We start from the raw sequence: 23,554 nt of genomic DNA on the forward strand, positions 1-23,554 counted from the left end.
CTTTCTTAAACAGGTTCAGCGTGGGTGGTGGAAGCGCACCACCATATGCACTACCGCCTCACCTGAACCGATATTCTCTATACTATGCTTCACATCACTATGATAACTGACAAAGTCCCCCTTATGGAGTTCTCCCATATTTGTTCCAGCGTTTACCCGTACCGATCCCGAAATAACTGTTACGAACTCTTCGGTCTTCGGAATATGGGCTTGTGAATGCAAGACTCCCCCTGCAGCAAGGCTCACCAGATAGATCTCAAGATCCTCAACCATGGAAAAAGGAGAAAGGACCTTAATATGGACCCCTTCTTCTTCGGCATCCAATGAGGTGATGTGTTCACTCCGGGATACATGGAAACGTCGTCCCTCATCGTTGTTGCTTTTTAGCAACGTGTTTAGTGATATCTGCAAGCCCTGCGCTATCTTCCATATCGTAGCGATGGTAGGGTTTACCTTTTCCGTTTCGATCTGACTCAACATTGCCTTCGACACTCCGCTGACCTGCGAAAGGTGCCCTAAGGTTAATCGTTTTTCTTTTCTAACCTTTTGTATATTTTTCCCTACCTGAGGAGGTTGTTGTTCAGGATCCATGTTCTGTGTCCTCTTATCGCAAGACAAATAGTTCAATATAGCAAATTTCTAATTGATATATTGATCTTTTTTCGTTATAATGAATTATATTTAATATAACTTACTCTTAAAGCACATACTTGTCAATTAAATAACGCTTTACCAAGCCATGTAAAGTGCTTACAGTATAACCTCTACATCATGCTCGGACGGAGGAAGCAGTGGGAAATCTGCGAATCGTATTGGTCGAACCCCAGACCGCGGGAAATATCGGTTCGGTATGTCGTGCAATGAAAAACATGGGAATTCATGATTTGGCGATTGTCGGAGCCCGGGATTACGATGAAAATAGGGTTCTGACACTTGCGCTTCATGCCAGGGATATATGGCACAATGCCTTACGATTTCCGGATATCGACGCCGCCCTCGAGGATTGCGTTTTTTCTGCAGGAATAACAAGACGAAGAGGAAAATTTCGTAAATACTTTTCTTTGCTCCCCGAAGAGTTCGCGAAACGGATTTCCGCGATAGAAAGCGGAACGGTGGCTGCTGTTTTCGGAAGAGAAGCAGATGGGCTTAGGGACGATGAACTTGCACGCTGTTCCGTGGCGGTTCACATTCCCTCAAGTCCTGACTTTCCGAGTCTGAATCTTTCCCATGCCGTGCAAATTATCTGCTACGAGCTCTTTCGCTGCAGGACCCCATCATCGGTTACCTTTCAGCCAATCAAGCGAAGGGATGTTGATAAGGTTGCAGCCACAATCGTTGACAATTTCGACGCCATCGGCTTTTTTAAGCAGGACGAAAAAGACGAGGTCCGTATCTTCTTTCATGATATTCTTACACGGGCAGCACTAAGCGCAAAGGAAGCGAAGCGAATCGAGAAAATGTTTCGAAAAATGGCGGGAATCAAACTTCACAAAGAGTAAAAAGAGGGAGCGAGGCATCAAACCTCTTCTAACTCTTCAAGGTTTTCCGTCATCTCATCTTCTATACGAGCTCTATGCTGGTATTCAAGAATACTTGTCCGGAAGCTGATAAAGACCATGGGATAAATGTAATTGAAAAAGTGGCTTCGTTGATACGTCCTCTTTTCTCGATATGAGTTCTCCATCGTCATCCACTCCTGCATTTTTCTCATGTAGGAATCATAGTTTTCAAAATCGATTTTCGGCTTGGTAGGCAAATCATCTTCTTTGATAAGATCCTGAAGCGTTCCGAAAAGCTCGAACATGGAAAAAAGCGAATAACCGTCTCCCATGGCCCGTTCTGCAGCCTTTTTGTCTCCGTCGAACTTGCCCAGAAGGGCTTCCCAACGCCGAGGCAGCATATAGCTCACCATCTCACCAATTCTCAGATTGATTCCCTTATCTTTAAAGAGGAGACCGAGGCCGTTGATAACGAAACGATTGCCACGATAGTACTGGAGCATCGACACGATACGATCGGCTCCCTCCTCACCCTTCTCCAAAAGCAGATTTGCCTGGTTTTTCAGAGCCTCGGGAAGCCCGGGGTTTACCTGGACGCTGTAGGTCTTAAATTCGGCATTTCGTTTATCCTTGAGTCGAACCAGACTTTTTTGGAACAGCTCCTCTTTGGTGATATCCCTGAAGGCACCAAAAAGAGCCTCGGCCTCCCGCTTGAATCGTCGGTAATATTCATCGGCGGTACCCGTCTTTTCCAGAATAGAAAAGAGGTCGTCACTGATTCGAAATCCGCCGATCGGGGCCGTAGATTCCATCCGTTTTGCCTTGATTACCGGCTCACCGATGACATCCCATTGTCTCGCCCCATCCGGTCCGAAGTTGCCGATGGTAACCTCTCCTATATTGGCCCCGATACGAATTCGAATCTGGAAGAAAGCATTGATGGCCTGCCCCAAATCATGGCTTGTCCTCAAGGCACCGATAATATCAAAAGCCCGTTTGACAGACTCTCTTGTTTCGTCGTCGGCATCGAAAAGAAAGCGATCGTTTGCCTGGTTGAAGAGAAAGGCCACCCGCTGCATCTCCACACAGGTGTAAAACAGTTCCTTTGCAATGTAACGTTCCGTCTGCTCATGATCCAGATCCCGCACCGAAGGGTCGATCAAGCCGCCGAAATGGAACATGATCGAATCTCCTTCGATCTTATTGAGAAAGCCTCCGTGACGTTTCAAGACGGAGTTGAAAGCCGCATAAAGGCCGTTAAGAACAATTTGATTTTCCTTCGGACTCAAGAATTTGCTAAGATAGGTGTAGTCGGCAATATCAATAAAACCGATACCGATCACCTGTTCCTGACTTGAGCTGGGAATTTCTCCATTTTCGATTATTGCAGAGATCAACTGTTTTGGGAGATAAAACTCTTCAATCTCCTTTCGGAAACTGATTTCCCGACTTGCTTTTTCCAGAGCAAAAGCGGAATCTCTTGCAACGACCAGATTGTTAATGGCCTCAAGCTGCCGATCCAGGGGCGGTTCACTCTTCTCGAGTTCGGCAATAATCAGTCGTATCTCTTCCACCCGATGGTCGTCGGCATCCGCAAGCCCGTTGTTCTTCAACAGTTCACGAAGATAGAAGATCGCATAGGAAGGGGCCGCTTGGTGTCTGCCTGCAACATCCTTGGCATGGGCAAGCAAATCGTCAAGATCGAAAAAGGTGGTACCGCTCTGTTCGATTACATTCCCTTCCATACGTTTAATAGTAACACAAGCCTCCTCTATTGGAAAGCATCTGATCTTCCTGTTCCCCTCTTGCCGAAAAAAGATTCTTACTGGTACATTCTTTCTATGGATAAACAAGAAAATCAAACTGAATTTTACTCCCCTTTTGCCCATATTCCGGGGAAATATGAATGGTGCAGAATACACAGCCACAGCCATGGAAGTCTTGACACCTTTATCGTGATTCAAAGTAGTACGGACCAGCCCGTTACCGTGTATGTAAACAGTGCAAATGGAGAAGCCTTCATGGCCGATCGCTATCCCGAAAGCTGCTGCATTCGAGTTTCCAAAGAGGATCTTCAAATTCACAGCTCGAACGGGGGCAGGGTAATAAGCGGCTTGCTCAACTCCGATCGGGGCGATATACGCGAAGCCTTTATGCTTTTTCATACCAAGCAGCACGTGCTTCCTGTAGAATCCGTTTACGGAGGGCAGAATTTCAGGGTATGGGGCAGTAGATGGACTTGCAGCGGAATCGATCTGGAATTAGAGGCCTGGGCAGAAGGGCGCATACGTTCAAAGAACGGAACAGTGGTTCTTGAAGGCGAAAAGGCGGTCATAACATGCGGAAGTTACGGGATTATCAACAAGCTCGCTTGATCACCCTTTGCAGTGTGCACTACATCAACAGCTGCAGTGCACCGATTATTCCGCCCAAAAGTGCCCCGAATAGATTGATATATTTCAGGTGAGTTGCTATCACCACAAGCAGCAGGTTTTCCACCTGTTCTACCTCAAGTTCGTCGATACGCTGCACAACCAGTGCATTGACATCTATATGCTCAAGCAACACGGCAGCATGCTTTTGGAGAAACGAAATAATCTCACCGGTAATGAGCCGTGCAAGGTTATCCCGCCCGCTACTTTCGAGGGAGATAAAACGGGCCGGGGGATTCTCGGAAAGAAGGCGGGAGAGGATTCCCCTTTCATCACTATCATTAGCCCGACTAAAAAACTCCACCACGGCTTTGGGAGAGTCAAGGCCAATCCATGTTGCAAGTGCCGCAAGGGGTTGGTTTCTCAGCGAGGAAAAAAGCTCGTTCAAGACAAGAACGAGCGAGCCGTCCGATGAGGCATCTGCGCCATGTAGCGAAGTATAGAGCCGGAATACCGGAATTTGCCTAGCCCGCAGAAGCGATACCCTAAGCCATTGGACGATTTTCTTTTTGACATCGGAACTCTCAAGTCCCTGGTGCAACTGTTTCAGTCCGTCCTGAATAATTTCCGGCATACGCTCATGGAGCGTCCGGTCGTACTGTCCGGCCATCAACATCAGACGTTGAACACTGCTTAACCGGCCGATGACATCGGCAAGAAAAGAACGGCCATGCTGTTCCAATTGCCGTCGGATCGTTGGGCGATGGAGAAACATATCCAAAGCTCCGACCAAATCATCGTAGCGTGAATCAAAAAGCTCGCTTATAAGGATTACCGATCGGTAGGAAAGAAAGCTTCCAAGCGTTCGTCTTTCCGAGGAGAGGCTTTGGTCAGCCTTTTCTGCGAGAGAGGAAAGGAAATCACTTTTGCCGAAATCAAACGGCAAAAGCTCATCCAGGGGCTTGGCCCAGCACAACTCAAGTACGGCCTCGCCCACTCCTTTTCCCAAAAGAGGGGAAACCGCAGCCCACATTGCAGAATCATGAAGCGAAGGCGCAAATGGATGATCGAGAAAACGATCGATTCCCTCTCTCACGCTTTTCTCAAACCGATCTCCAAAATCGGGAGAGGAAAGCTGTTTGCGAACCGCCTCCTCAGTAAAAAGGTGGGTACTTACCATTCTCCCGATGCTTCCGGAAAGTTTATAACGCTGCCTTGGAATGATCCCCGGTGTAAAAGGGATACGCAAGCCAAAAAGCCGCTTTTCACGATAGGGGCGAAAAAGCATGCCAATGGCAATGCGATTAGTAATATATCCAATAAGAGCACCGATCAGGGGAGGCAGTACCAAGGGGATGAATCGTTCCATTTAAAACTCCGGACTTCTGACAGCTTCCTCGGCAGCTTCCTTGCTACTGAAAAAACGAAGGTAGCCACCAAAAACATAGCCTTGGAGCCCGTCGTAGGCGACCTGGTACCAATACCCTTCCTGATTATCTACGACGACCCTGGAAGAGGCCTTTCCTACAACCTCCATCACAGAGCCCTTCCATAATGTCTCTTTTACCTTACTTTCGATGCTTGGTCCACTTCGGAGTCTAAGATGACTGGAGATGATTACCGCATAACGAGCCCGACTTTCCAGAATGGGAGTCGGCGGTAATTCCAGGTTCGGCATAGGCTCTTCACTGCGGCCGCAGGAACCAAGAAAAATTCCGAACACAAAAACAGGTATATATAAAAGCGTCAAAAAATCTCTACGCATATTGATCATACTCTCAAATCATTGCACGATTGGGGAATGAGATATAGAAGGACTATAGCATGTTTTTTCCTTTTTGTCATAGTCGTTCCACTACCGGTTGAAGCCAGAGAAATCATCTTCTCCACAGCTGGGGAGGGCTCTGTCGCTTTCCTTGATACCGATAAATTCGGTTCGGCTTGTGCAGGTCGACTGGGAGGGGGTGTTGGATCATGTTACGGTTTCCGCGAAAAGAAAGAGGAATTTACTCTTTCCCCTACCGTTACCCTATCCTATTTTGGATCAAGCCGTTCAAGCGTCACCGATAATATTGTTATCTACCGGGGCTTTCACACTTTGCGTCTTGCGTTGGGATTGGATTTTTCCATTCCCACCATCCCCATTATGATGAACATCGCCGTCGGCACAAACATTGCAAAGTACACAGATACGGCAAATTATTTCTTTTTTCCTGATCTGCAGTGCATATTTTTTCGGGAAATCGACGCTCTTTCTCGGAAGAAAAGCACCTGGGATATTGGGCTTCCCGTTCGGCTCTCCCTACGCAACGATATGGATGTAGACCTCTCGGCCGGTATTGCTTTCCGGCTCAATCTCTTTCTGTTTTGAGCTTTTTCGGCTATTGTTAGGAAGATAAAAACAGATCTTCGGAGGAGCGATGACTGAACGAATAGGAGATTACTTTGTTCGCCTTGAGCTACTTTCTTTCGAGCAGGCGGAGCAAGTCCTGGCCGTGCAGCAAGAGCAGCCCAACCGACGTTTCGGCGAAATAGCCGTCGAACTCGGTTTCATCGGAGAGGAGGATATCGAATCCTACAAGCGCTACTGTGCGGAAAAGGATGGCTCATGATTGCGCTACTTTCTTTCTTCGTTATTCTTTTATTATCGCTTTCGATCGTGCGGATTGCAGCAATCATGCTTCAGCTTACAGGTCTTTCTGCAGATACGGCACGATTCCAGGCCCGCTCCGCCTTTACCGGTACAGGATTCACCACACGCGAATCGGAAATGATCATTGGCCATCCTGTAAGGCGAAGGATCATCATGGGACTCATGCTCATTGGTAATCTCGGACTTGTGACCTTCGTTTCGTCTCTTGTCCTTACCTTTTTAAGGGCTCAATCCGCACTTGAAATGGCAAGCACAGGGGCTATACTCATAGGAGGACTCCTGCTTCTCTTTTTCGTAAGCAAAAGCAGAATCCTTGATTCTCTTTTGAGTAAAATAATCACTCGATTACTCAGGCGTTGGACAAAACTTCATACGACGGATTATGATGGTTTGTTGAACCTTTCCGGCGATTATGAGGTGATAAAATCTCTTGTAGGTCCTGACAGTTGGTGTACGGAAAGAAGTCTTGCAGAACTTCAGTTGAGCGATGAAGGAGTTCTAGTACTTGGAATATACCGGCAGGACGGTTATTTCATAGGCTCGCCAAAGGGTTCGACCTTTATCTATGATGGAGACGAATTGATTCTCTACGGACGAGATGAACGGATTCGTACTCTTACAGACAGGAAGGCGGGAGAGAAAGGTGATACGGAACATCGTGAAGCCGTAGATGCTCAAAATAAGATCGAAGGGAAGCGACCGGCGCCCCTTACTATCTCCTCACGAAAGGGGTTTCGAGGTTTTTTTAGGAAACGAGAGTACTGATATAATGATGCTGCCTAATATACACATAAAGAGAAACAAGTTCTTGCTCCTTTGTTGTCTGCTCCTTCCTGTAATAACAGCTTCGGGTGATGAGCTTCGGAAGGTGCGAGTTCAACTTAAATGGACACACCAGTTTCAGTTTGCCGGTTTCTATGCAGCGATAGATCAATGCTATTATGCAAAGAGAGGTTTAAAAGTAGAACTGAGGGAGGGAAACCCGGAGATAAGGCCAACCAATGAGGTAGTCTCTCGGAGAGCAGACTTCGGTATCAATACGACCGATCTTATTGTCCATAGGGCCCTTGGCAAGCCAATTGTTATTCTTGCACCAATATTCCAACATAGTTCTCAGGTGGTAGCGGTCAGCGGGAAATCCGACATCTATGAACCCTGCAATCTTGAAGGGAAAAGCCTGATGCTTTCGGGAGACGGTGAGGCATCAATCCTGGCGATGTTTAGATCTCAAGAAATCACAGATATCAGGATCGTACCTCACAGTTGGGATATCATGGACCTGGTAAACGGAAAGGTCGATGCAATGAGTGTATACCTCACAGGGGAAGTGTACACTCTTCGTCGGTTAAAACTCCCCTTCCGCATTCTTCGCCCAGAAAACTACGGGATAGATTTCTACGGCGATGTCCTTTTCACCAGTGAAGCACTAGCGACCGAGGATGCCGACCTCGTCAATCGATTTCTCACTGCAACCTTGGAAGGTTGGCAGTATGCGCTCAAGAACAAGGAAGCCATGATGGATCTCATCATCGAAAAATACGGCTACCATGATAGTCTTGAACGCCTCAGATACGAATCGGATATGATTTCCACCCTCATGGGTGAGGGAATCGTCCGACCAGGCCACTCCAGTACATCACGGTGGCAACATATCATCGATACCTATGACTCTCTTGGCATGCTCAGTCGACCGGTAGATATCAAGCAGATCCTTTTTCAGCGAAGTCCGAAACTTTCTCATACGCAAAGAACGGCAATATTTCTTCTCTTAACGGCATTGCTTGCTCTTTTCCTGTTTTTCGTATTGTCCAGGTTTTTTACCGCCACACTCTGGCGCGAGATGGAGCATAAGGTCGGAAGGCAAAACGAACTTGATACGTTCATTAAGTTCTGCCTTCTCACCAATACAGAGCTGCCGCAGACAGTACACCGTCGGGTTATCGATAATCTTCAGATTATCGATAATATCATTCCAGTTGCAGAATCAGTCACGCAAAAAAACAGCCACCATGAAAATCGTAAAAATATAGAACACATAGATCTCTGTTCCTATCTGCATGATCTTGTCAGCCTGACCGACAGAAATTTCAATGAAGAGGAAAGTAGAACAATAGTTAACGTTCCCCGTTTTCCGGTTATCGTACCCATCGAACTGGCTGTCCCCATAGGACTCATTACCGTCGAACTCCATACAAACGCCCTGAAACACACCTCTGCCAAAGAGGGGAAAATCAGGATCACGTTAAAACAAGAAGAAAATGAGATTTGTACGCTTTCGGTCGGAGACAGGGGGGCAGGTATGGATGAAAAACTTTTTCATCATAAGCGGACAAAAACAACAGGACTGCCGCTCATCCAATTATTGACAAAGCAAATAGGCGGCAGCCTTGAAGTTTCCAGCCGCAACGGTACATCGATCACCCTTCGATTTCCCCTAAGAAAGCAGAAGGAAAAGACAATCGGTATCCGTTCTTGAAACAACGGTACTAAGGGAGCACATTGTAGAGATGAATCAGCGTCGAATAAGCATTCTTTGTCTTTCGGTAGGTTTCACCCTCGTCTCCTGTAGCGTGGATATCAACTTTCCCGAGCGTTATGCCCTGGTCTACGGAGTGGCCGACTACCCCGATGGCTATAACGATCTCACCTATACCGTCAACGATGCCGATTCCATGGCCGATTTATTCGAAGAGAAGGGCTATATCGTTAGAAAGAGAACTGACAGCGAAGTTACCGCATCCGCCATACAGAGTGACATCGAGGCCCTCGATGTACCGAAAAACGCTCTTTTGCTCTTCTACTTTTCCGGGCACGGTACCTCCGACGATGATGAATCCTATATCGTCTGCTGTAATGATACAGGATCGGATGCAGCTTTTATCAGCGGCACCACCCTCGCCTCCTGGCTCGCCAAGGTTCCCTGCAATAAGAAGGTGGTGATCCTCGATTCCTGCTATGCGGCAGGCCTTATCGGCGAAGGCTATTCTGAGGATGGGTATCCCGACGACTGGGACGGGGGCAGCAGCTTTGCCTTCTCTCTCAGCGAAACCATAGAAAACTACTTCTCCTCTCCCTCGTCGAGCGGAATTTCCTATGATGATGCCATCGTACTTGCCGCTGCAGGAAGTGATGAAAAAAGCTTTGAAGGAGGGACCGTTGGCCACGGTTATTTTACCTACGGACTGCTTCGGGGAGCGGTTCACGGCGACGACGATGGGGACGGCTACCTATCGACCCTGGAGCTCTACGACTATGCCAGAGATTACATCGAAGGACTATCCTTTCTCACTACCGATGGAACAGTTCACTATTACCTGCCCCACATTTCGGGAGGCCCTGTCGACTTTATTCTTTTCGAGATGAAGTAGGAAATCCCTTTTTTAGAAAAAGCATAAGCTACAGCGGTTTGCCATCAGAAAGGGAACGGACCAACTCTTCCAGCGTCTCATTCCACATCCCATCCTTGTACCAAAGCGCCATCTCTTCAAGAAAACTACGGTACAGTCGCCCGAACTCCTTCTCCGCCTCGCGATCACCATCTTTTATCGCATAGAGTTCCATCATTCTGGGATGCTCTTCTTTCCAGCGCACCTTCATTTCGTCCACCTTGGCAGGAGCCTCAACCCATCTGGCAAGCTCCTTCCCCTGACCGTCCCAGAGCGATATGACAGGTATATGGTCTACCCCGTCGGCAAGATAGCTTTTATGTAGTTCAGGGGCCTTCTCCCGGCTGAAAAGGCGGAAGGGAATCCCGCATTTTTGAAAGAAGCTTCTCAGGATGGGGAGATTACAGGCCCAGTCACCACACCACGGTTCACTAAATGCGGAAGCCCGGACCTCTCCCATTCGGAGATTTCTTGAAGCCACAGCTTCTCTTAGTTTGTCGACAAAGCGCTCCGGTGCATCTGCCTCCCGGACAAGGGAACGGACAAGAGATCGATAAAATCGGAGCGTTTCGAGGTAGTCATCTATCTCCACACCGGTAAAAAAGAAGTCATCGGTCATATAGCTAAGTGGTTTCATGACGTTAATCATACTATCCTTTGGCGTAGAAAAATATACCTACTGTCCGGAATCGTGGTGAAAAATGAATAAAATCTCCTTTTCTCGTAGTTACTTATAGTAAGAACTACCAGAAAAAGGAGTTTCCCATGTTCCATCCTCCCTTCTGCCCCAACCCCCATTGCCTCAACCACTTCTCTCCCTCCGGCCACTGGTTCTTTAGAACAGGCTCCTACTCTACCCAAACCTCTCCCCGCATCCAAAAGTTCAAATGCAAAACCTGCCACCTCTCCTTCTCCACTCGCACCTTCAGCATCGACTACTGGACCCATTTCCACCTCCCCTACACAACCATCCTCTCTCACCTCGTCACCAGCTCCGGTATCAGAGACCTCTCCCGTATCCTTAAGGTCTCATGCTCCACCGTCTCAGACCGTATCCGTCGTCTTTCCCACCAGTGCATCGCATCCTCTGCCTCCCTCACCTCAGACATGAACATCCACGAAGACCTGGTCGCAGACGGCTTTGAAAGCTTCGTCTGTTCCCAGTACCTCCCCAACAACATCCACATCCTGGCAGGAAAAGACTCCCAGTTCTGGTTTCTCTCCGACTATGCACAGCTGACCAGAAAGGGACGTATGACCTGGTATCAGAAGAAGAAAAACAGGGTGATCAAGGAGAAGCTAAAGGTCTATAGAGGAAGTGTTTATCAGTCCTTTCAGAATGTCGTGGCAAAGGTGCTTGCCCTGACCGAGCAATCGGAGAGGGATAGGGTGAAGTTGTATACCGATGAGCATGCGCAATACAAAAGGGTGATGAAGGGACTACCGGCAGGGGTGGCAGGAATGATAGAGCACCACAGGATCAGCTCGAAGAGGGTTCGGGATCTGTGTAATCCCCTCTTTAGTGTGAATTACCTTGACAGGGAGATCCGGAAGGATGACTCGGATCATGTGAGGCAGACGGTCCAGTTTGCAAGGAGTACGGTGAACATGCTGGAGCGGCTTGAGATCTACCGGTATTATCACAACTTTATGAAGCCCTATCGGGTTGGGGGAAAGGATGAGAAGCGGGGGCAGACACATGGGGTGGTGGCTGGGATAGAGGGAAAGAGGATAGCGTCCGAGCTGAGGACTCTTTACAGTAGGCGGAGGTTTTTCTTACGGAATCAGCCCATGAATCGGAGTGGGAGGGAGCTGTGGGTCAGGTGTATTCCTACACCCTTACGGTGGATGATTGACTATCTTCCTTCTTATGCATGGGCATGATAATATCACCATGATTCCGGACAGTAGTAGAATATTATCGTAGTGAGGTGATTTTAATGTGTGGAATATGCGGCATATGGAATGCAGAAGAAAGACCAATGGTGGAAACGATGGTAGAGCGTATGCACCATAGGGGACCAGATGAAGAGGGATTTTACGACTGTGCAAACGGAACGCTCGGTCATGCACGTCTTTCAATTATGGATCCGACAGGGGGGCACCAACCTATTTTTAACGAGGACAAGAGTCTGGCGGTCATTGCAAATGGAGAGATCTACAACTATCCGAAGCTAAGGAAGAAACTTGCTAGCAAGCATAGCTTCAAAACCAATAACGACAGCGAAGTGCTCTTGCATCTTTTCGAAGAAGAGGGTCCCGAAATGGTAAAACAGCTTGATGGAATGTTTGCCTTTTGCATCACCAATGGAAAGTCGATCTTCTTAGCTCGAGATCCCATCGGCATAAAGCCTCTTTACTGGGGTCGGAAAAAAACGGGAAAGGTACTATTCACATCTGAACAAAAAACAAGTGCAGGAGAGGATTGCCTCCTCTCAGAATTTCCTCCTGGTTGTACCTATTCCACAACAAGAGGGATGGAACGCTATTTTACCCTGGCTTCAAAACAAGCCGAACAGCTTCCCATTAAACAGCATGTATCACTGCTGCGCAATGATCTCGACAAAGCAGTACATAAACGACTGATGAGCGATGTACCAGTGGGTTGTTTTTTATCCGGAGGACTCGATAGCAGCATCATATCGGCCATAGTTGCCCAGGAAAAGCCGGACCTCCACACTTTTTCGGTTGGTCTCGAGGGAAGCAGCGATCTTGAAGCCGCCAAACTTGTTGCCTCACATATAGGATCGAAGCATCATCAATATATCATCACCAAAGAAGAAATCGTGGCTGAGCTGCCACGTATTATCTATCATCTGGAATCATTTGACCAAGATCTGGTACGAAGCTCTATTCCCACCTATTTCACCGCAAAACTGGCCGCTCAAGAGGTCAAGGTGATTCTGACAGGGGAAGGAGCCGATGAACTTTTCGGAGGTTATACCTATTACAGGTCGATCCCCGACCATGCACAACTTCATAAGGAACTACTGCGATCAATCAAAACTCTTCATAATATCAACCTACAACGGGTTGATCGTATTACTATGGCCCATTCTATCGAGGCAAGAGTTCCCTTTCTCGATTTAAAAGTAATCGAAACGGCACAGCGCATTCCCGTAGAACTGAAATTGAACGGAAAGCCCCCGGTCGAAAAGTGGATATTACGAAAAGCATATGAAAAACTTTTACCAGAAAAAATCGTGTGGAGACCAAAAGAACAATTCGACGAAGGGACGGGAATGACCGACCTTTTGCCGCAATTGACATCCGAGCTTTTCTCGGATGCACAAACAGCAAGGCTCATAAAAAAATATCCCGAGGCTCGGCTACGATCGAAAGAAGAGGCCTATTACTTCTTCCTTTTCCAGAATCTTTTTCATCATGATGAACAAATGGTGCGGCAGGTCGCCCGCTGGGGAGAGCGTCCCAATCTTGAGTAATTAGGGATCTCCGGGAAAAAGGAGACGAAAACGAGTTCCCTTTTCTTTGTTTCCTTCCCAGCAGCAGTTACCTCCAATTTGTTTGGCCAAGCCGGTAATGACCACAACGCCGAAGGTATTACAATTTTGTACTTCGAAATCGCGAGGGAGCCCCTGACCGTCGTCATAAACAGAGAGTTCTATCTCATGTTCCGAGGGGGATAGGAGTTCAACGCTTATATTCCCTTCTTCTCCACCGGGAAATGCGTGTTTGAGCGCATTGGTAAACAGTTCGACGGCGATAAGACCAAGAGCAATGGCCCGGTCGGTTTTAATAGTAAGGGGAGCAAGAGAAAGATGAAGAGAAATCCGAGAGGTATTCGATAGTGTTGATTGGAAAAGATTTTCGATCAGCTCTTCCAGGTATTCTTTCAAATCAATACTGTTGGTTACCTTCCCCTTATAGAGCTTTGTATAAAGCAGCGAAAGAGAATCAATCTTGGCACGTAGTTCATCAAGAATGGGTGCCAATTTTCTTTCCGTTTTTTTTAGATTTTCAGCCTGTAGTCCAATCAGGCTCGACACAAGATTGAGATTATTCTTTACCCGATGATGGACCTCACGAATCAAGAGTTCCTTTTCCTTTATGCTACCATCAAGTTTTTTTAACGTTTCGGTATGGGGAGTCACATCGATGACGGTAAAAAGTGCCAAAGGTTCCTCCTCCCTGCCGGAAAGGGGACTCACGATCGTCTGTTCGGTGCGCCATGTCCCATTCACCAGCCGAGAAGGAAAAAGATGGGGATGAAACTGGCTGGAAAAAATCACAGGCACCCCATCGCTAAAGAGCGGTTCCAGACGAGATGCATAAACAGGATTTTTGAAACAGGGAAGTAAAATACGAAGGTCACGTCCAAGAGCATCTATGCGACTAATATCCGTCCACTGCTCCATAATGCGATTCCAGAATCGAATTTGAAACCGACGATCAAGGATCAAAATAGCCTCGGGTAGAGCATCGAAGAGTTGAAATTGATTATCGCCTTCGCCGATCATTGTGTCAGCCTTCCAAATGAATCCACCAACTCTTGATAGCTAGAAATCCCTAAGAAAAAAATGAGATCACCCTCAAGATCAAGGCTCTCTGCCCGAAAGCGGGTTTTGGCAATGATCAAAATCGTAGCATCATCATCCTTTCTCATCTTGTCGATAATTTGCTTGATATTTCCTTCAAGATAAGCGGGAATCGAATAATTGAGTTTTAAATGGAGAATATTGCTCAGAGTCCCGACAACCCCGTTAATGACAACATTTCCAATCTCAAGAAGGCTTCCTGTACGTAAACTTTCCATATCGATGCCGGTATCTGCCTCCCCGCCTCCCGTGGCAAGAATCACCAGCTTATCTACATCGCCTGCACGGAAAACAAGATTTACCGTACCGGCGAGGGCTCCGAGAAATTCCATATTAACAGCCGCAAGAAGCGGATCGTTGGGCCGCAAGAGGAAATCGAGAAAATGTTCCTCCTCGACAATGGTAACGTCGGGAACATCAAGTGTGATATGAGAACCAAGCATCTTGTTGAGTATCTCTCCGCCTTTTCCCACCCCAATGTTTATCAACTCCCGCAACAACTCAAGATGCTCTTCTTTAATGGAAATACTCACAACAGGCTACCTCGTCGACTGAAAAAGCATGGCAACAGCAGGAAGAAGGGTATCGGGATGAGGAGGCTTACTGACAAATCCATTGGCCCCCGATCGTATACAACGTTCCCGAGTAGTTTCCTGGATATCAGCAGAGAGGACAATCACCGGGAGGGAAGGAAAATGTTTCCGAAGTCTCAAAAGGACCGCTTCACCTGACTCCCCCGGCATAAGAAGATCCAGGAGAACCGCATCCGGCTTCTTTTCTTCTATCAAAATCATGCCCTCGTTACCATCAGAAGCTTCCAACACCTCGTGATCGGCAGATTCAAGGACCTTCCGAATCATCATACGTGCCACAAAAGAGTCGTCGATTATCAGTAACTTTGCCATGGAAGATTCCTTCTCGTACTTGCATCAAAATGTCAGTAAATACTATCATATTCCAAGTAATTAATTAAAGAGGCAGCCGAAGGAGAAAACCTTATGTCAGTAAACAGTTGGCTGGAACAGCACATAACGCTCCACGACCATGACAATCGTCGGGAAGAAGCGGCGAATGCCCTCACCCATTTTCTCGGCGCCATTCTTTCCGTCGGGGCCATTATCTGGATTTTCCTGCGCATTCCCTACTTTTCCAGGAGATCCATGATTACCGGCGCGTTTGTCTATGTTGTTTCGATGTTTGTTCTCTACACAGCATCGGGACTCTACCATGCACTTCCAAAGAATAATCTGAAGCGGATATGCAGGATCCTTGATCATGCAAATATCTACTTTCTCATTGCGGGAACCTATACGCCCATCTTTATTTTTCTTAATTCGAGGATCGGCTGGATTCTGCTTGCTTCCGTATGGATCATATCCGCTCTCGGTGTCCTTTTTACCCTGGTTTTCTGGGGGCGTTACGGAGCTTTGCACGTTGTTTTTTATCTTGCTATGGGCTGGATGATTGTTTTCTTCTGGAAAGATATCATTCCCTTTCTTCCCAGCGGGCTTATCTTCTGGATTCTTGCCGGGGGCATTACCTACTCCGCTGGCGTTATTTTCTACGCCATGAAGAAGTTGCCATACTACCACGCAATTTGGCACCTTTTTGTTCTCGGCGGCAGTATCTTGTTTTTTATCGGATTTGCAGAAAAATTGTTTGGGTAGAATAATGTTGCAGATTGAGAAGTATATTGCGGATTGGCCTGACATCGAGTTTCCCAATTTCATTGCCTGGCTTGAGGAAAGCGAAAAACAGTGGTCAGGAAGAGAGGCTCTCAGATACCGAAGAGGCAACGAACGAAATTTTACTGTCTGGACCTATCGACATCTTGCAGAAGAAGCGAGAAGAATCGCACGAGGGCTTTTGGATTTGGGACTCGAAAAAGGCGACCGGGTTGCCTTATGGTCGGAAAATCGTCCCGAATGGTGTGCCATATGGCTTGGAAGCGTGATAGCGGGACTTGTCATCGTTCCCATCGATTTTCTATTGCATGATCATGAGTGCAAAAATATCATCGATTTCGCCGAGCCGAAAGTGGTATTCCTCCCCTCCCGAAAAAAAATATTGGCAGATATGTTCGCGGATACGGCCTTTCGGCCCAAGCGATTTGTCCTTATCGACGATGATTATCTTCTTTTTGGACAGGGGGCTGAAAATCATCGATTACCCAAGTCCTGCGATATTCTCCCTGATGATCCCGCTTCCCTTATTTTCACCTCCGGTACCACAGGATTGGCAAAGGGGGTCATGCTCAGTCACCACGGCATCATTGCCAACGCAAACGCCTCTATACTTGCTCTTCCAATATATAAAGATGATGTTTTCATGACGATACTTCCCCTCCACCACACCTATCCCACAACCTGTTCCTTTATTTCCCCCCTTTCGGTTGGGGCTTCCTGTACCATTGTTGAAAAACTGGTCGGTAAGAAAATTATTGCGGATGTCAAAGATTCGGGGGGAACCATCATGATTGCGGTTCCTCTTCTCTATGATAAAGTAAAGGCCGCCATCGCCCAAGGTTTCAATGCCCTTCCCGCTCCCCTAAGGACACTGCTTTCTCGGTTACAATGCCTTTCTCTTCGCTTTGTCCAAAGGGGAAATCGTAATTTTGGAAAGCGGCTGTTCTTCGGACTGAGAAAGCGCATAGGCCTTTCGTCGGTCAGATTGATGGTGGCAGGAGGGGGGCCTTTGAACGGAGAGACCGCCGATTTCTTCGATTCCCTCGGATTCTATATCGTCCAAGGCTATGGAATGAGTGAAAATGGGCCCTTGATCACGACCAACACCATGAAATATAAGAACAATAAATCGGCAGGCTTGGCTGTCAAGTATACAACGATAAAGATAGTGGATCAGAATGAGGAGGGAGTTGGAGAAATCTGCGTAACATCGCCCTCACTTATGCTTGGGTACTTTAAAAATCCCGAAACAACTGAGCAGATGTTCACGTCGGACGGCTATTTGAAAACTGGAGATTTGGGCTATCGTGACCACGATGGTTTTCTATTCATTACCGGTCGAAAGAAAAATCTTATTGTAACTATGGGCGGAAAAAATATCTATCCGGAAGAGATTGAGGTGCAATTCGAACAGTCGCGTATAGTCGCGGAGATTCTCGTGCTGGGCCGGAAAAGCGAGGAACACGGGGGAGAAGAGGTCTTTGCAGCCATTGTTCCAGGCTATGAATACATTGCAGAGACCTTTCCTGAAATCGCAGGGCAGCGGGAAGCCATCAGAGCGTTGGTGAAAAAAGAGGTTGAACAGGTCAACAGAGGCCTTGAGTCCTACAAAAAGATATCCGACTTTATATTGAGAGACGAGCCTTTTGAGAAAACATCTTCACAAAAAATAAAACGCTACCTCTATCGAGAATATGAGATGACAACGAGTAACGGCGATTAGCCCCTCGCGGTCGCACACAGCAAGGTCTATGAGGCAGAAAGTTCGATTTCGATTCGTTCCTTACCCTTACCGATATTTTTGCGGCCGAGTTGCAACGGACCGATCTCTCCTGTCCGTTTGAGATGGGTTCCGCCGCAGGGAAGAGAGCCGAAGCCGGCTATACGCCAAAAGCGCCTGGCCGCCGTTTTATCCGAGAAGTCACTAATAATGGGAACATCTTCTGCTACAAGGGCTAAAGCCTGCTTCTCAATCTCGGGCAGCGTCTGACGGAGAGCACTATCGGCAACAAAGTCAAGCCGGCTTTTTTTTTCACTTATATGCGCTCCGATTTTTTCGATTCCCGGAAACATCTTCATAACAAGTACTAGCACAATCTCCGCTGCCATATGCAGACGCATCAGCGTATATCTACGTTCCCAATCGATACGGATGATAACGGAATCTCCTTTTTTAAAAGAGGGAATCATTTCAAGAGTATAGATAATCTCTTTTCCATCTATGCATGCATCATGAACCGAGAGTCCGCCTATCGTGCCGTAGTCACTCTCCTGTCCCCCAGAAAAGGCAAAAAAGATGCTTCGGTCAAGGGTCACCTTCGACCCGTCAATTTCGGTAACCGTCGCATCGGCCTCGGTAAGGTAAGGATCACTCCAGAAAAGCTTCTCAACGGCCATCATTCACCCCTTTCAGGATAAAAGTACCCTATCACTGGCAAGATCATGATTACGCAATTCATGAAATTTTACCACCAGTCGATCCACGGTCAGACTGCTTTTTTCTCTACCGTCTATATCAAAAATAATCTCGCCCCCGTCCATCATGAGCAGTCTGTTTCCGTAGCGGATAGCATATTCCATATTATGGGTGATCATGATGGCCGTAAGTCCATATTCGGTAATAAACCGTTTGGTAAGCTCCAGCACCTTTGCCGCGTTCCGGGGATCGAGAGCAGCGGTATGCTCGTCAAGAAGGATCAAAGAGGGCTTGCTGATGACCATCATTAAGAGTGTTAAGGCCTGGCGCTGCCCGCCCGACAAGAGACTCACGTTATTTTCCAGGCGATCTTCAAGCCCCATATCAAGAGCTTTAAGCTCTCGGCGAAAAAGCTCTCGCATCTTTTGGTTTAGGCTGATCTTTAAGCCCTTAAAGCCTTTACGGTAACTGATCATCATATTATCTTCCAGGCTCATATTCCCTGCAGTACCCAAAAGGGGATTCTGGAAGATTCTGCCGATATAGCGTGCCCGCCGATACTCCGGAACCTTTGTTACCTCTTTTCCGTTTACGGAAATAGTTCCACTGCTTGGGGCATAGCTTCCGGCAATAAGGTTTAGGAGGGTAGATTTCCCCGCACCGTTTGATCCAATGACGGTAACAAAATCCCCTTCCCGTACGGTAAGGTTGAGGTTTCTGACCGCCGTCGTTTCATTTACCGTTCCTTCATTGAAAACTTTCGTCACCGACGCAAGATCGATCATGCGCTTTTCCTCCTTCGCCTTTTATGTTTCAACTTGGAAAGGAGCAGTGAAAGAATGATCAAAAGTCCTGTAATCAATTTTAAATCATTTGGTGTCAGATTGATGTAGTAGCCGTAATATCGTCCAAGGTACATCAGGCCTTTAAACACAATAGACCCCAACACCACTCGAATAAGTAACGGACCTATCTTGTTGGAACTGATGAGGAACTCTCCAATCATGACAGACGCGAGGCCGGAGACGACAATACCCTGTCCAAGGTTCACATCTGCAAAGCCTTGGAACTGGGCCGAAAGGCCACCGGCGACACCAACCAGTCCATTGGAAAGTCCCACTCCAATCATCTTCATCGCCTCAGGATTGACTCCCTGGCTTATCACCATTTGGGGATTATCTCCCATGGCGCCCATGGCAAGGCCCATATCCGTATGAAAAAAAAGATCAAGAAGGACAATACAAGCCACTACAACAAGGAGCAAGAAAAGAAGTATACCATATTCCCGTCCAATGCCTATGCGGTCGCTCAAATTTTTTACCCAAGAAAAGGCCGTGGTAACGTGAAGAAGCGGCACATTTGCCTTTCCACCAAGTACCCTGATATTTATCGAATAGAGCATCGTCATCGTCAGAATTCCAGCAAGTAAATTGGGAACCTTCAGTTTGTTGTGAATAACGGCCGTTGTGAGTCCAGCAAGCACTCCCCCGCCGAGAGCCAAGAGCATAGCAACAGGAACCGGAGCTCCCGCCATAATCGAAGAGGCAGCGATTGCTGCCCCAAAGGGAAAGGTTCCGTCGACGGTAAGATCCGGAAAATCAAGAATTCGAAAGGTGATGAACACCCCTAAGGCGACGATACCGTAGATCAGGCCCTCATGTAATATACCCTCAATCACAAATGATCCCTGCTCTTAGCCTATTTATGTTCAATCTCGCCGTTCTCTACTATGACCGAGGCACGATCCAGTACATCCTGTGAGAACGTGATACCCACAGCATCAGCAACATCCTTATTGAGAACGAGCTGATCCAAATCCTCCGGGTCGGTCATAAACTGAGTCGGTATTTCTGCAGGATCGGCACCTTCCAGAATTTTTGCGATAAGCCGTCCCGTGGCACGACCATGACGATAGTAGTCGAAACCGATGGCAGCAAGCACAGGGAAGGTTTCAGCCGATGTAGGATCGGCCGACATAACCGGTATCTGTTTTTCCAAGGCGGTCTCTGCAAGGGAGTTTAGGGCAGAGAATACGGTATTGTCGGTACTGACATAGATAGCATCTACCCTTCCAAGGATTGCCTGCGTCGCCTGCTTGACTTCCGCCGAATTGGTAACCGTAGATTCGATGAATTCAATGCCCAAATCGTTACAAACTTCCCGGGCCATATCCGCCAATACCACGGCATTCGCCTCACCAGAAGTATATACATGTCCAAGCCGTTTTAGGTCCATAATACTGGCGAGAAACTCAATCTGTTCACGTACAGGGGTCATATCCGAATAACCAGTGGTATATTCGCCACCCCGATCAAGGGAGGGAACAAGACCTGCTCCAACAGGATCGGTAACCCCGGAAAAGACGATGGGAACTCCCGTGAGAGTCGAAACCAGAGCCTGACTTGTCGGAGTTGCAATACCGACCGCAAGGTCAACCTTATCGGCCTTAAACTTGACCGCTATCTGTTTTGCCGTGCTGGGTTCTCCATTCGCATTCTGCAAATCATAGGTAATATTGTCATAACCGAGCTGCGTCAGCTCATCCTGTATTCCCTTCTCAATGGCATCAAGTGCAGGATGGGAAACAATCTTTGAAATACCAATGGTAATGTTTTGCTTTTCCGAAAGGGGAGCCGAGGAAACCTTCTCCTCTTTCTCCTTTGCACATCCTCCAAGTAATGATAACAGCATCAGAAGGGATATGATCGCAACACCGCTCTTTTTCATGCCTATACTCCTTACACCATCCACGTTTCTTCTAAAAGTAACAAACCTACTGTATCCGAAGTGCATGTTCCGGTCAAGCGCTCTCGGATGGTTTTCTTCCCTGGATATTTTGTTTATCATACAGTACTGCAAGAGCGTGGAGGCATAGATGAAAACAAGTAAATTATTTCGGGCAGTACTTTTCGATATGGATGGAGTGCTTGTCGATTCCGAGCGATACATTGCGGAAGCGGCAATAGCGATGTTTCGCCAAACCTACAACACAGAGGTGGACCCCAAGACTTTTCTGCCCTTTGTCGGAACTGGGGAAGACAATTTCATTTCCGGAGTGGGAAAACTATACAATATCAGCCTCACCATGCCCAGGGACAAAGAGAGGACGTATGAAATCTATGAAGAACTCGTACACGGACACCTAAAAGAGATCAACGGGGCCCGAGCCTTTGTGTATGCTTGCAAAAGGTCAGGACTTGCCATTGCCATTGCGACAAGTGCCGACAAACGGAAGATGATGACCAACCTTAGGGAGCTTGGTTTTCAGCAGGAGGACTTCGATGCCACGGTGCATGGCGCAGAAGTGAAAAACAACAAACCAGATCCCGAAATTTACCTGAAAGCGGCACAAAAGGTGGGGATCGATCCAGGTGATTGCCTGGTTGTGGAAGATGCTGTCAGGGGAATAGAATCGGGAAAGGCCGCAGGGGCACGCTGTCTCGGCCTTACTTCAAGTTTTGATGCCAAAGCCTTGTTGGCTGCCGGTGCCGATTATGTGGCGGCGGACCTTGAGGAAGCCTTAAAGAACCCTCCGCCGGACCTCTTCCAAGCCCTCGGAGGGTTTCTACATTAACCCATAATTTCCTAACAAAGGTAGCGATCAACAACGTCGGAGACTCTGCGCCCCATATCGATCGCTTTTACCACAAGACTCGCCCCCTGCACCGCATCACCGGCGGCAAAAATGCCTTCGGTATTGGTGGCCAGACCATCATCAACCGCTATATTCCCCTGTTTATCAAGTCCGATGGCAAAATCCTTGATAAGACGAGAATGTTCAACATGGACAAACCCTGCGGCAATGAGCACCATGTCGAGCTCCAAGGTGAACTCGGTACCCGGCACTTCTTTTAACTGATCATCCAAATCGCAGAAGATCCCCTTCTCGACATTCACTCCTGCCATTCCATACAGTTGTTTTGTCTTGATACTCCATCGCCTGTCGCTTCCCTCTTCATGGCTTGAAGAGGTGCGAAGGATTCTGGGATAGTCGGGCCACTGGGGGTTCCAGGATTCGTGCCATTCCCTTGGTTTGGGCATAATCTCAAACTGATATACCTTCTCTGCGCCTTGACGGTTGGCGGTTCCAACACAGTCAGCTCCGGTATCACCGCCTCCGATGACAAGCACCTTTTTGCCCTTTGCGGAGATCAGTTCCCTGTCGCTTATTTCTCCGTGAAGGTGCTTCGTCACGCTGGTAAGATAGTCGAGGGCAAAGTAGATCCCTTCGTTATCGATGCCGGGGACCGGAAGCTTTCGAGGCTCCCTTGAGCCAAGGGCAAGAACAACCGCATCATGTTTTCGTTTTAGATACCGAGCCGAAATATCGACTCCCACCGTCACCCCGGTCTCGAACTCAATACCCTCTTTTTGAAGGATCTCGAGTCTTCGATCGATGATACGCTTCTCAAGCTTAAACTCGGGAATGCCGTAGCGTAAAAGACCGCCAGGTTTCGAGGATTGTTCATAAACAGTGACCTTGTGCCCCATCCTTCGCAGCTGCTGGGCGGCGGCCAAGCCGGAAGGACCGGATCCAACGACCGCAACCTTTTTACCGCTTTCATGTCGTGGCGGTTGTGGGAGAACCCAGCCATTTTCAAAGGCCATCTCGATAATCGCAAGCTCGATGGCACGGATGGTAACCGGGGCATCATTAATAGAAAGCGTACAGGAACTTTCGCAGGTTGCGGGACAAATTCTGCCAGTAACCTCAGGGAAGTTATTGGTAAGCTCGAGGCGGTCATAGGCCTCGCGCCATAGCCCACGATAGACCATGTCGTTAAACTCAGGGATGATATTTCCGAGGGGACAGCCCAGAGCATGGCAAAAGGGGGTGCCGCAGTCCATACAGCGGGCAGCTTGTTGCCTCAACCTTCCATATTCGAGATTTTTCATCACCTCGTGATAATCCCGAACTCGCTCGTTCACATCCCGATAACCGCCTATTTGGCGTTGATATTTTAGAAATCCAAGTAATTCTCCCATG

25 protein-coding genes are annotated in these 23,554 nt (G+C 47.7%); 12 read left to right on the forward strand and 13 right to left on the reverse strand.

Annotated features, from left to right (window positions below; genetic code table 11):
• Positions 1-15 precede the first annotated feature (15 nt).
• Positions 16-591: a helix-turn-helix domain-containing protein gene (locus tag SPIRS_RS11610; protein ID WP_013254881.1), complete on the reverse strand. Its 576-nt coding sequence runs from the start codon at positions 589-591 to the stop codon at positions 16-18.
• A 200-nt stretch (positions 592-791) separates the two neighbouring features.
• Here SPIRS_RS11610 and SPIRS_RS11615 point away from each other — a divergent pair, with 200 nt between their 5' ends.
• Positions 792-1,499 (forward strand): RNA methyltransferase, encoded by a 708-nt coding sequence (locus tag SPIRS_RS11615; RefSeq protein WP_013254882.1) that lies wholly within the window; start codon positions 792-794, stop codon positions 1,497-1,499.
• Positions 1,500-1,516: 17 nt separating this feature from the next.
• Here SPIRS_RS11615 and SPIRS_RS11620 read toward each other — a convergent pair whose 3' ends face one another.
• Positions 1,517-3,244 carry an adenylate/guanylate cyclase domain-containing protein gene (locus SPIRS_RS11620; protein WP_148224070.1) on the reverse strand — a complete coding sequence of 576 codons (1,728 nt, stop codon included), beginning with the start codon at positions 3,242-3,244 and terminating at the stop codon, positions 1,517-1,519.
• Positions 3,245-3,340: 96 nt separating this feature from the next.
• On the opposite strand from SPIRS_RS11620, the gene SPIRS_RS22385 reads away from it, so the two are divergent.
• The gene (locus tag SPIRS_RS22385; RefSeq protein ID WP_148224071.1) at positions 3,341-3,874 is read left to right on the forward strand and encodes a hypothetical protein; all 534 of its coding nucleotides are present in this window, start codon (positions 3,341-3,343) and stop codon (positions 3,872-3,874) included.
• 19 nt (positions 3,875-3,893) lie between these two features.
• Here SPIRS_RS22385 and SPIRS_RS11630 read toward each other — a convergent pair whose 3' ends face one another.
• Positions 3,894-5,240: a DUF445 family protein gene (locus tag SPIRS_RS11630; protein ID WP_013254884.1), complete on the reverse strand. Its 1,347-nt coding sequence runs from the start codon at positions 5,238-5,240 to the stop codon at positions 3,894-3,896.
• Positions 5,241-5,636: an SH3 domain-containing protein gene (locus SPIRS_RS11635; protein WP_013254885.1), complete on the reverse strand. Its 396-nt coding sequence runs from the start codon at positions 5,634-5,636 to the stop codon at positions 5,241-5,243.
• A 36-nt stretch (positions 5,637-5,672) separates the two neighbouring features.
• Here SPIRS_RS11635 and SPIRS_RS11640 point away from each other — a divergent pair, with 36 nt between their 5' ends.
• The 5 genes from SPIRS_RS11640 to SPIRS_RS11660 all read left to right on the forward strand — a co-directional run bounded on the left by SPIRS_RS11640 (position 5,673) and on the right by SPIRS_RS11660 (position 9,892).
• Positions 5,673-6,242 carry a hypothetical protein gene (locus tag SPIRS_RS11640; protein WP_013254886.1) on the forward strand — a complete coding sequence of 190 codons (570 nt, stop codon included), beginning with the start codon at positions 5,673-5,675 and terminating at the stop codon, positions 6,240-6,242.
• A gap of 49 nt (positions 6,243-6,291) precedes the next feature.
• Complete coding sequence (locus SPIRS_RS11645; protein WP_013254887.1) at positions 6,292-6,483, forward strand: hypothetical protein; 192 nt, start codon at positions 6,292-6,294, stop codon at positions 6,481-6,483.
• Positions 6,480-7,289 carry a TrkA C-terminal domain-containing protein gene (locus tag SPIRS_RS11650; RefSeq protein ID WP_013254888.1) on the forward strand — a complete coding sequence of 270 codons (810 nt, stop codon included), beginning with the start codon at positions 6,480-6,482 and terminating at the stop codon, positions 7,287-7,289. The genes SPIRS_RS11645 and SPIRS_RS11650 overlap by 4 nt, the downstream gene beginning before the upstream one ends.
• 103 nt (positions 7,290-7,392) lie before the next feature.
• Positions 7,393-9,000, forward strand: a complete 1,608-nt coding sequence (locus tag SPIRS_RS11655; protein WP_245537581.1) for an ABC transporter substrate-binding protein — start codon at positions 7,393-7,395, stop codon at positions 8,998-9,000.
• Between the two features lie 31 nt (positions 9,001-9,031).
• On the forward strand, positions 9,032-9,892 hold the full coding sequence (locus tag SPIRS_RS11660) for a caspase family protein (RefSeq protein ID WP_013254890.1): 861 nt from the start codon (positions 9,032-9,034) through the stop codon (positions 9,890-9,892).
• A gap of 28 nt (positions 9,893-9,920) precedes the next feature.
• On the opposite strand, the gene SPIRS_RS11665 is transcribed toward SPIRS_RS11660, so the two are convergent.
• Positions 9,921-10,547 carry a thioredoxin family protein gene (locus tag SPIRS_RS11665; protein ID WP_245537582.1) on the reverse strand — a complete coding sequence of 209 codons (627 nt, stop codon included), beginning with the start codon at positions 10,545-10,547 and terminating at the stop codon, positions 9,921-9,923.
• Positions 10,548-10,675: 128 nt separating this feature from the next.
• Between SPIRS_RS11665 and SPIRS_RS11675 the strand changes: the two genes are divergently transcribed.
• Both SPIRS_RS11675 and asnB read left to right on the forward strand, forming a co-directional pair.
• Positions 10,676-11,794, forward strand: coding sequence for a hypothetical protein (locus SPIRS_RS11675; protein WP_013254892.1), 1,119 nt, complete (start codon positions 10,676-10,678; stop codon positions 11,792-11,794).
• Between the two features lie 56 nt (positions 11,795-11,850).
• The gene (gene asnB, locus SPIRS_RS11680) at positions 11,851-13,353 is read left to right on the forward strand and encodes an asparagine synthase B (RefSeq protein ID WP_013254893.1); all 1,503 of its coding nucleotides are present in this window, start codon (positions 11,851-11,853) and stop codon (positions 13,351-13,353) included.
• On the opposite strand, the gene SPIRS_RS11685 is transcribed toward asnB, so the two are convergent.
• Genes SPIRS_RS11685 through SPIRS_RS11695 form a run of 3 tightly spaced genes read right to left on the reverse strand, consistent with a single transcriptional unit; the run spans position 13,354 to position 15,371 of the window.
• A complete protein-coding gene (locus tag SPIRS_RS11685) occupies positions 13,354-14,388 on the reverse strand; it encodes a sensor histidine kinase (protein ID WP_013254894.1) in 1,035 nt (344 codons plus the stop codon).
• Positions 14,385-14,999: a chemotaxis protein CheC gene (locus SPIRS_RS11690; RefSeq protein ID WP_013254895.1), complete on the reverse strand. Its 615-nt coding sequence runs from the start codon at positions 14,997-14,999 to the stop codon at positions 14,385-14,387. Before SPIRS_RS11690 ends, SPIRS_RS11685 begins: the two co-directional genes overlap by 4 nt.
• Positions 15,000-15,005: 6 nt before the next feature.
• Complete coding sequence (locus SPIRS_RS11695) at positions 15,006-15,371, reverse strand: response regulator (RefSeq protein ID WP_013254896.1); 366 nt, start codon at positions 15,369-15,371, stop codon at positions 15,006-15,008.
• 93 nt (positions 15,372-15,464) lie between these two features.
• Here SPIRS_RS11695 and trhA point away from each other — a divergent pair, with 93 nt between their 5' ends.
• Positions 15,465-16,133 carry a PAQR family membrane homeostasis protein TrhA gene (gene trhA, locus SPIRS_RS11700; protein ID WP_013254897.1) on the forward strand — a complete coding sequence of 223 codons (669 nt, stop codon included), beginning with the start codon at positions 15,465-15,467 and terminating at the stop codon, positions 16,131-16,133.
• 4 nt (positions 16,134-16,137) lie between these two features.
• On the forward strand, positions 16,138-17,874 hold the full coding sequence (locus SPIRS_RS11705) for an AMP-dependent synthetase/ligase (RefSeq protein ID WP_013254898.1): 1,737 nt from the start codon (positions 16,138-16,140) through the stop codon (positions 17,872-17,874).
• 26 nt (positions 17,875-17,900) lie between these two features.
• On the opposite strand, the gene SPIRS_RS11710 is transcribed toward SPIRS_RS11705, so the two are convergent.
• From SPIRS_RS11710 to SPIRS_RS11725, 4 genes are read right to left on the reverse strand one after another with little or no spacing between them, the layout of a single operon-like run.
• Positions 17,901-18,548 carry a serine-tRNA(Ala) deacylase AlaX gene (locus SPIRS_RS11710; RefSeq protein WP_041866059.1) on the reverse strand — a complete coding sequence of 216 codons (648 nt, stop codon included), beginning with the start codon at positions 18,546-18,548 and terminating at the stop codon, positions 17,901-17,903.
• A 12-nt stretch (positions 18,549-18,560) separates the two neighbouring features.
• On the reverse strand, positions 18,561-19,352 hold the full coding sequence (locus tag SPIRS_RS11715) for an ABC transporter ATP-binding protein (protein WP_013254900.1): 792 nt from the start codon (positions 19,350-19,352) through the stop codon (positions 18,561-18,563).
• Positions 19,349-20,245 (reverse strand): ABC transporter permease, encoded by an 897-nt coding sequence (locus tag SPIRS_RS11720; RefSeq protein ID WP_013254901.1) that lies wholly within the window; start codon positions 20,243-20,245, stop codon positions 19,349-19,351. The genes SPIRS_RS11715 and SPIRS_RS11720 overlap by 4 nt, the downstream gene beginning before the upstream one ends.
• A gap of 20 nt (positions 20,246-20,265) precedes the next feature.
• Positions 20,266-21,294, reverse strand: a complete 1,029-nt coding sequence (locus SPIRS_RS11725; RefSeq protein WP_013254902.1) for an ABC transporter substrate-binding protein — start codon at positions 21,292-21,294, stop codon at positions 20,266-20,268.
• 148 nt (positions 21,295-21,442) lie between these two features.
• On the opposite strand from SPIRS_RS11725, the gene SPIRS_RS11730 reads away from it, so the two are divergent.
• Positions 21,443-22,141 (forward strand): HAD family hydrolase, encoded by a 699-nt coding sequence (locus SPIRS_RS11730; RefSeq protein ID WP_013254903.1) that lies wholly within the window; start codon positions 21,443-21,445, stop codon positions 22,139-22,141.
• An 11-nt stretch (positions 22,142-22,152) separates the two neighbouring features.
• On the opposite strand, the gene SPIRS_RS11735 is transcribed toward SPIRS_RS11730, so the two are convergent.
• Positions 22,153-23,553, reverse strand: a complete 1,401-nt coding sequence (locus SPIRS_RS11735) for a glutamate synthase subunit beta (protein ID WP_013254904.1) — start codon at positions 23,551-23,553, stop codon at positions 22,153-22,155.
• Position 23,554 lies beyond the last annotated feature (1 nt).

Origin of the sequence: Sediminispirochaeta smaragdinae DSM 11293 (genome assembly GCF_000143985.1) — a bacterium.
GTDB lineage: Bacteria > Spirochaetota > Spirochaetia > DSM-16054 > Sediminispirochaetaceae > Sediminispirochaeta > Sediminispirochaeta smaragdinae.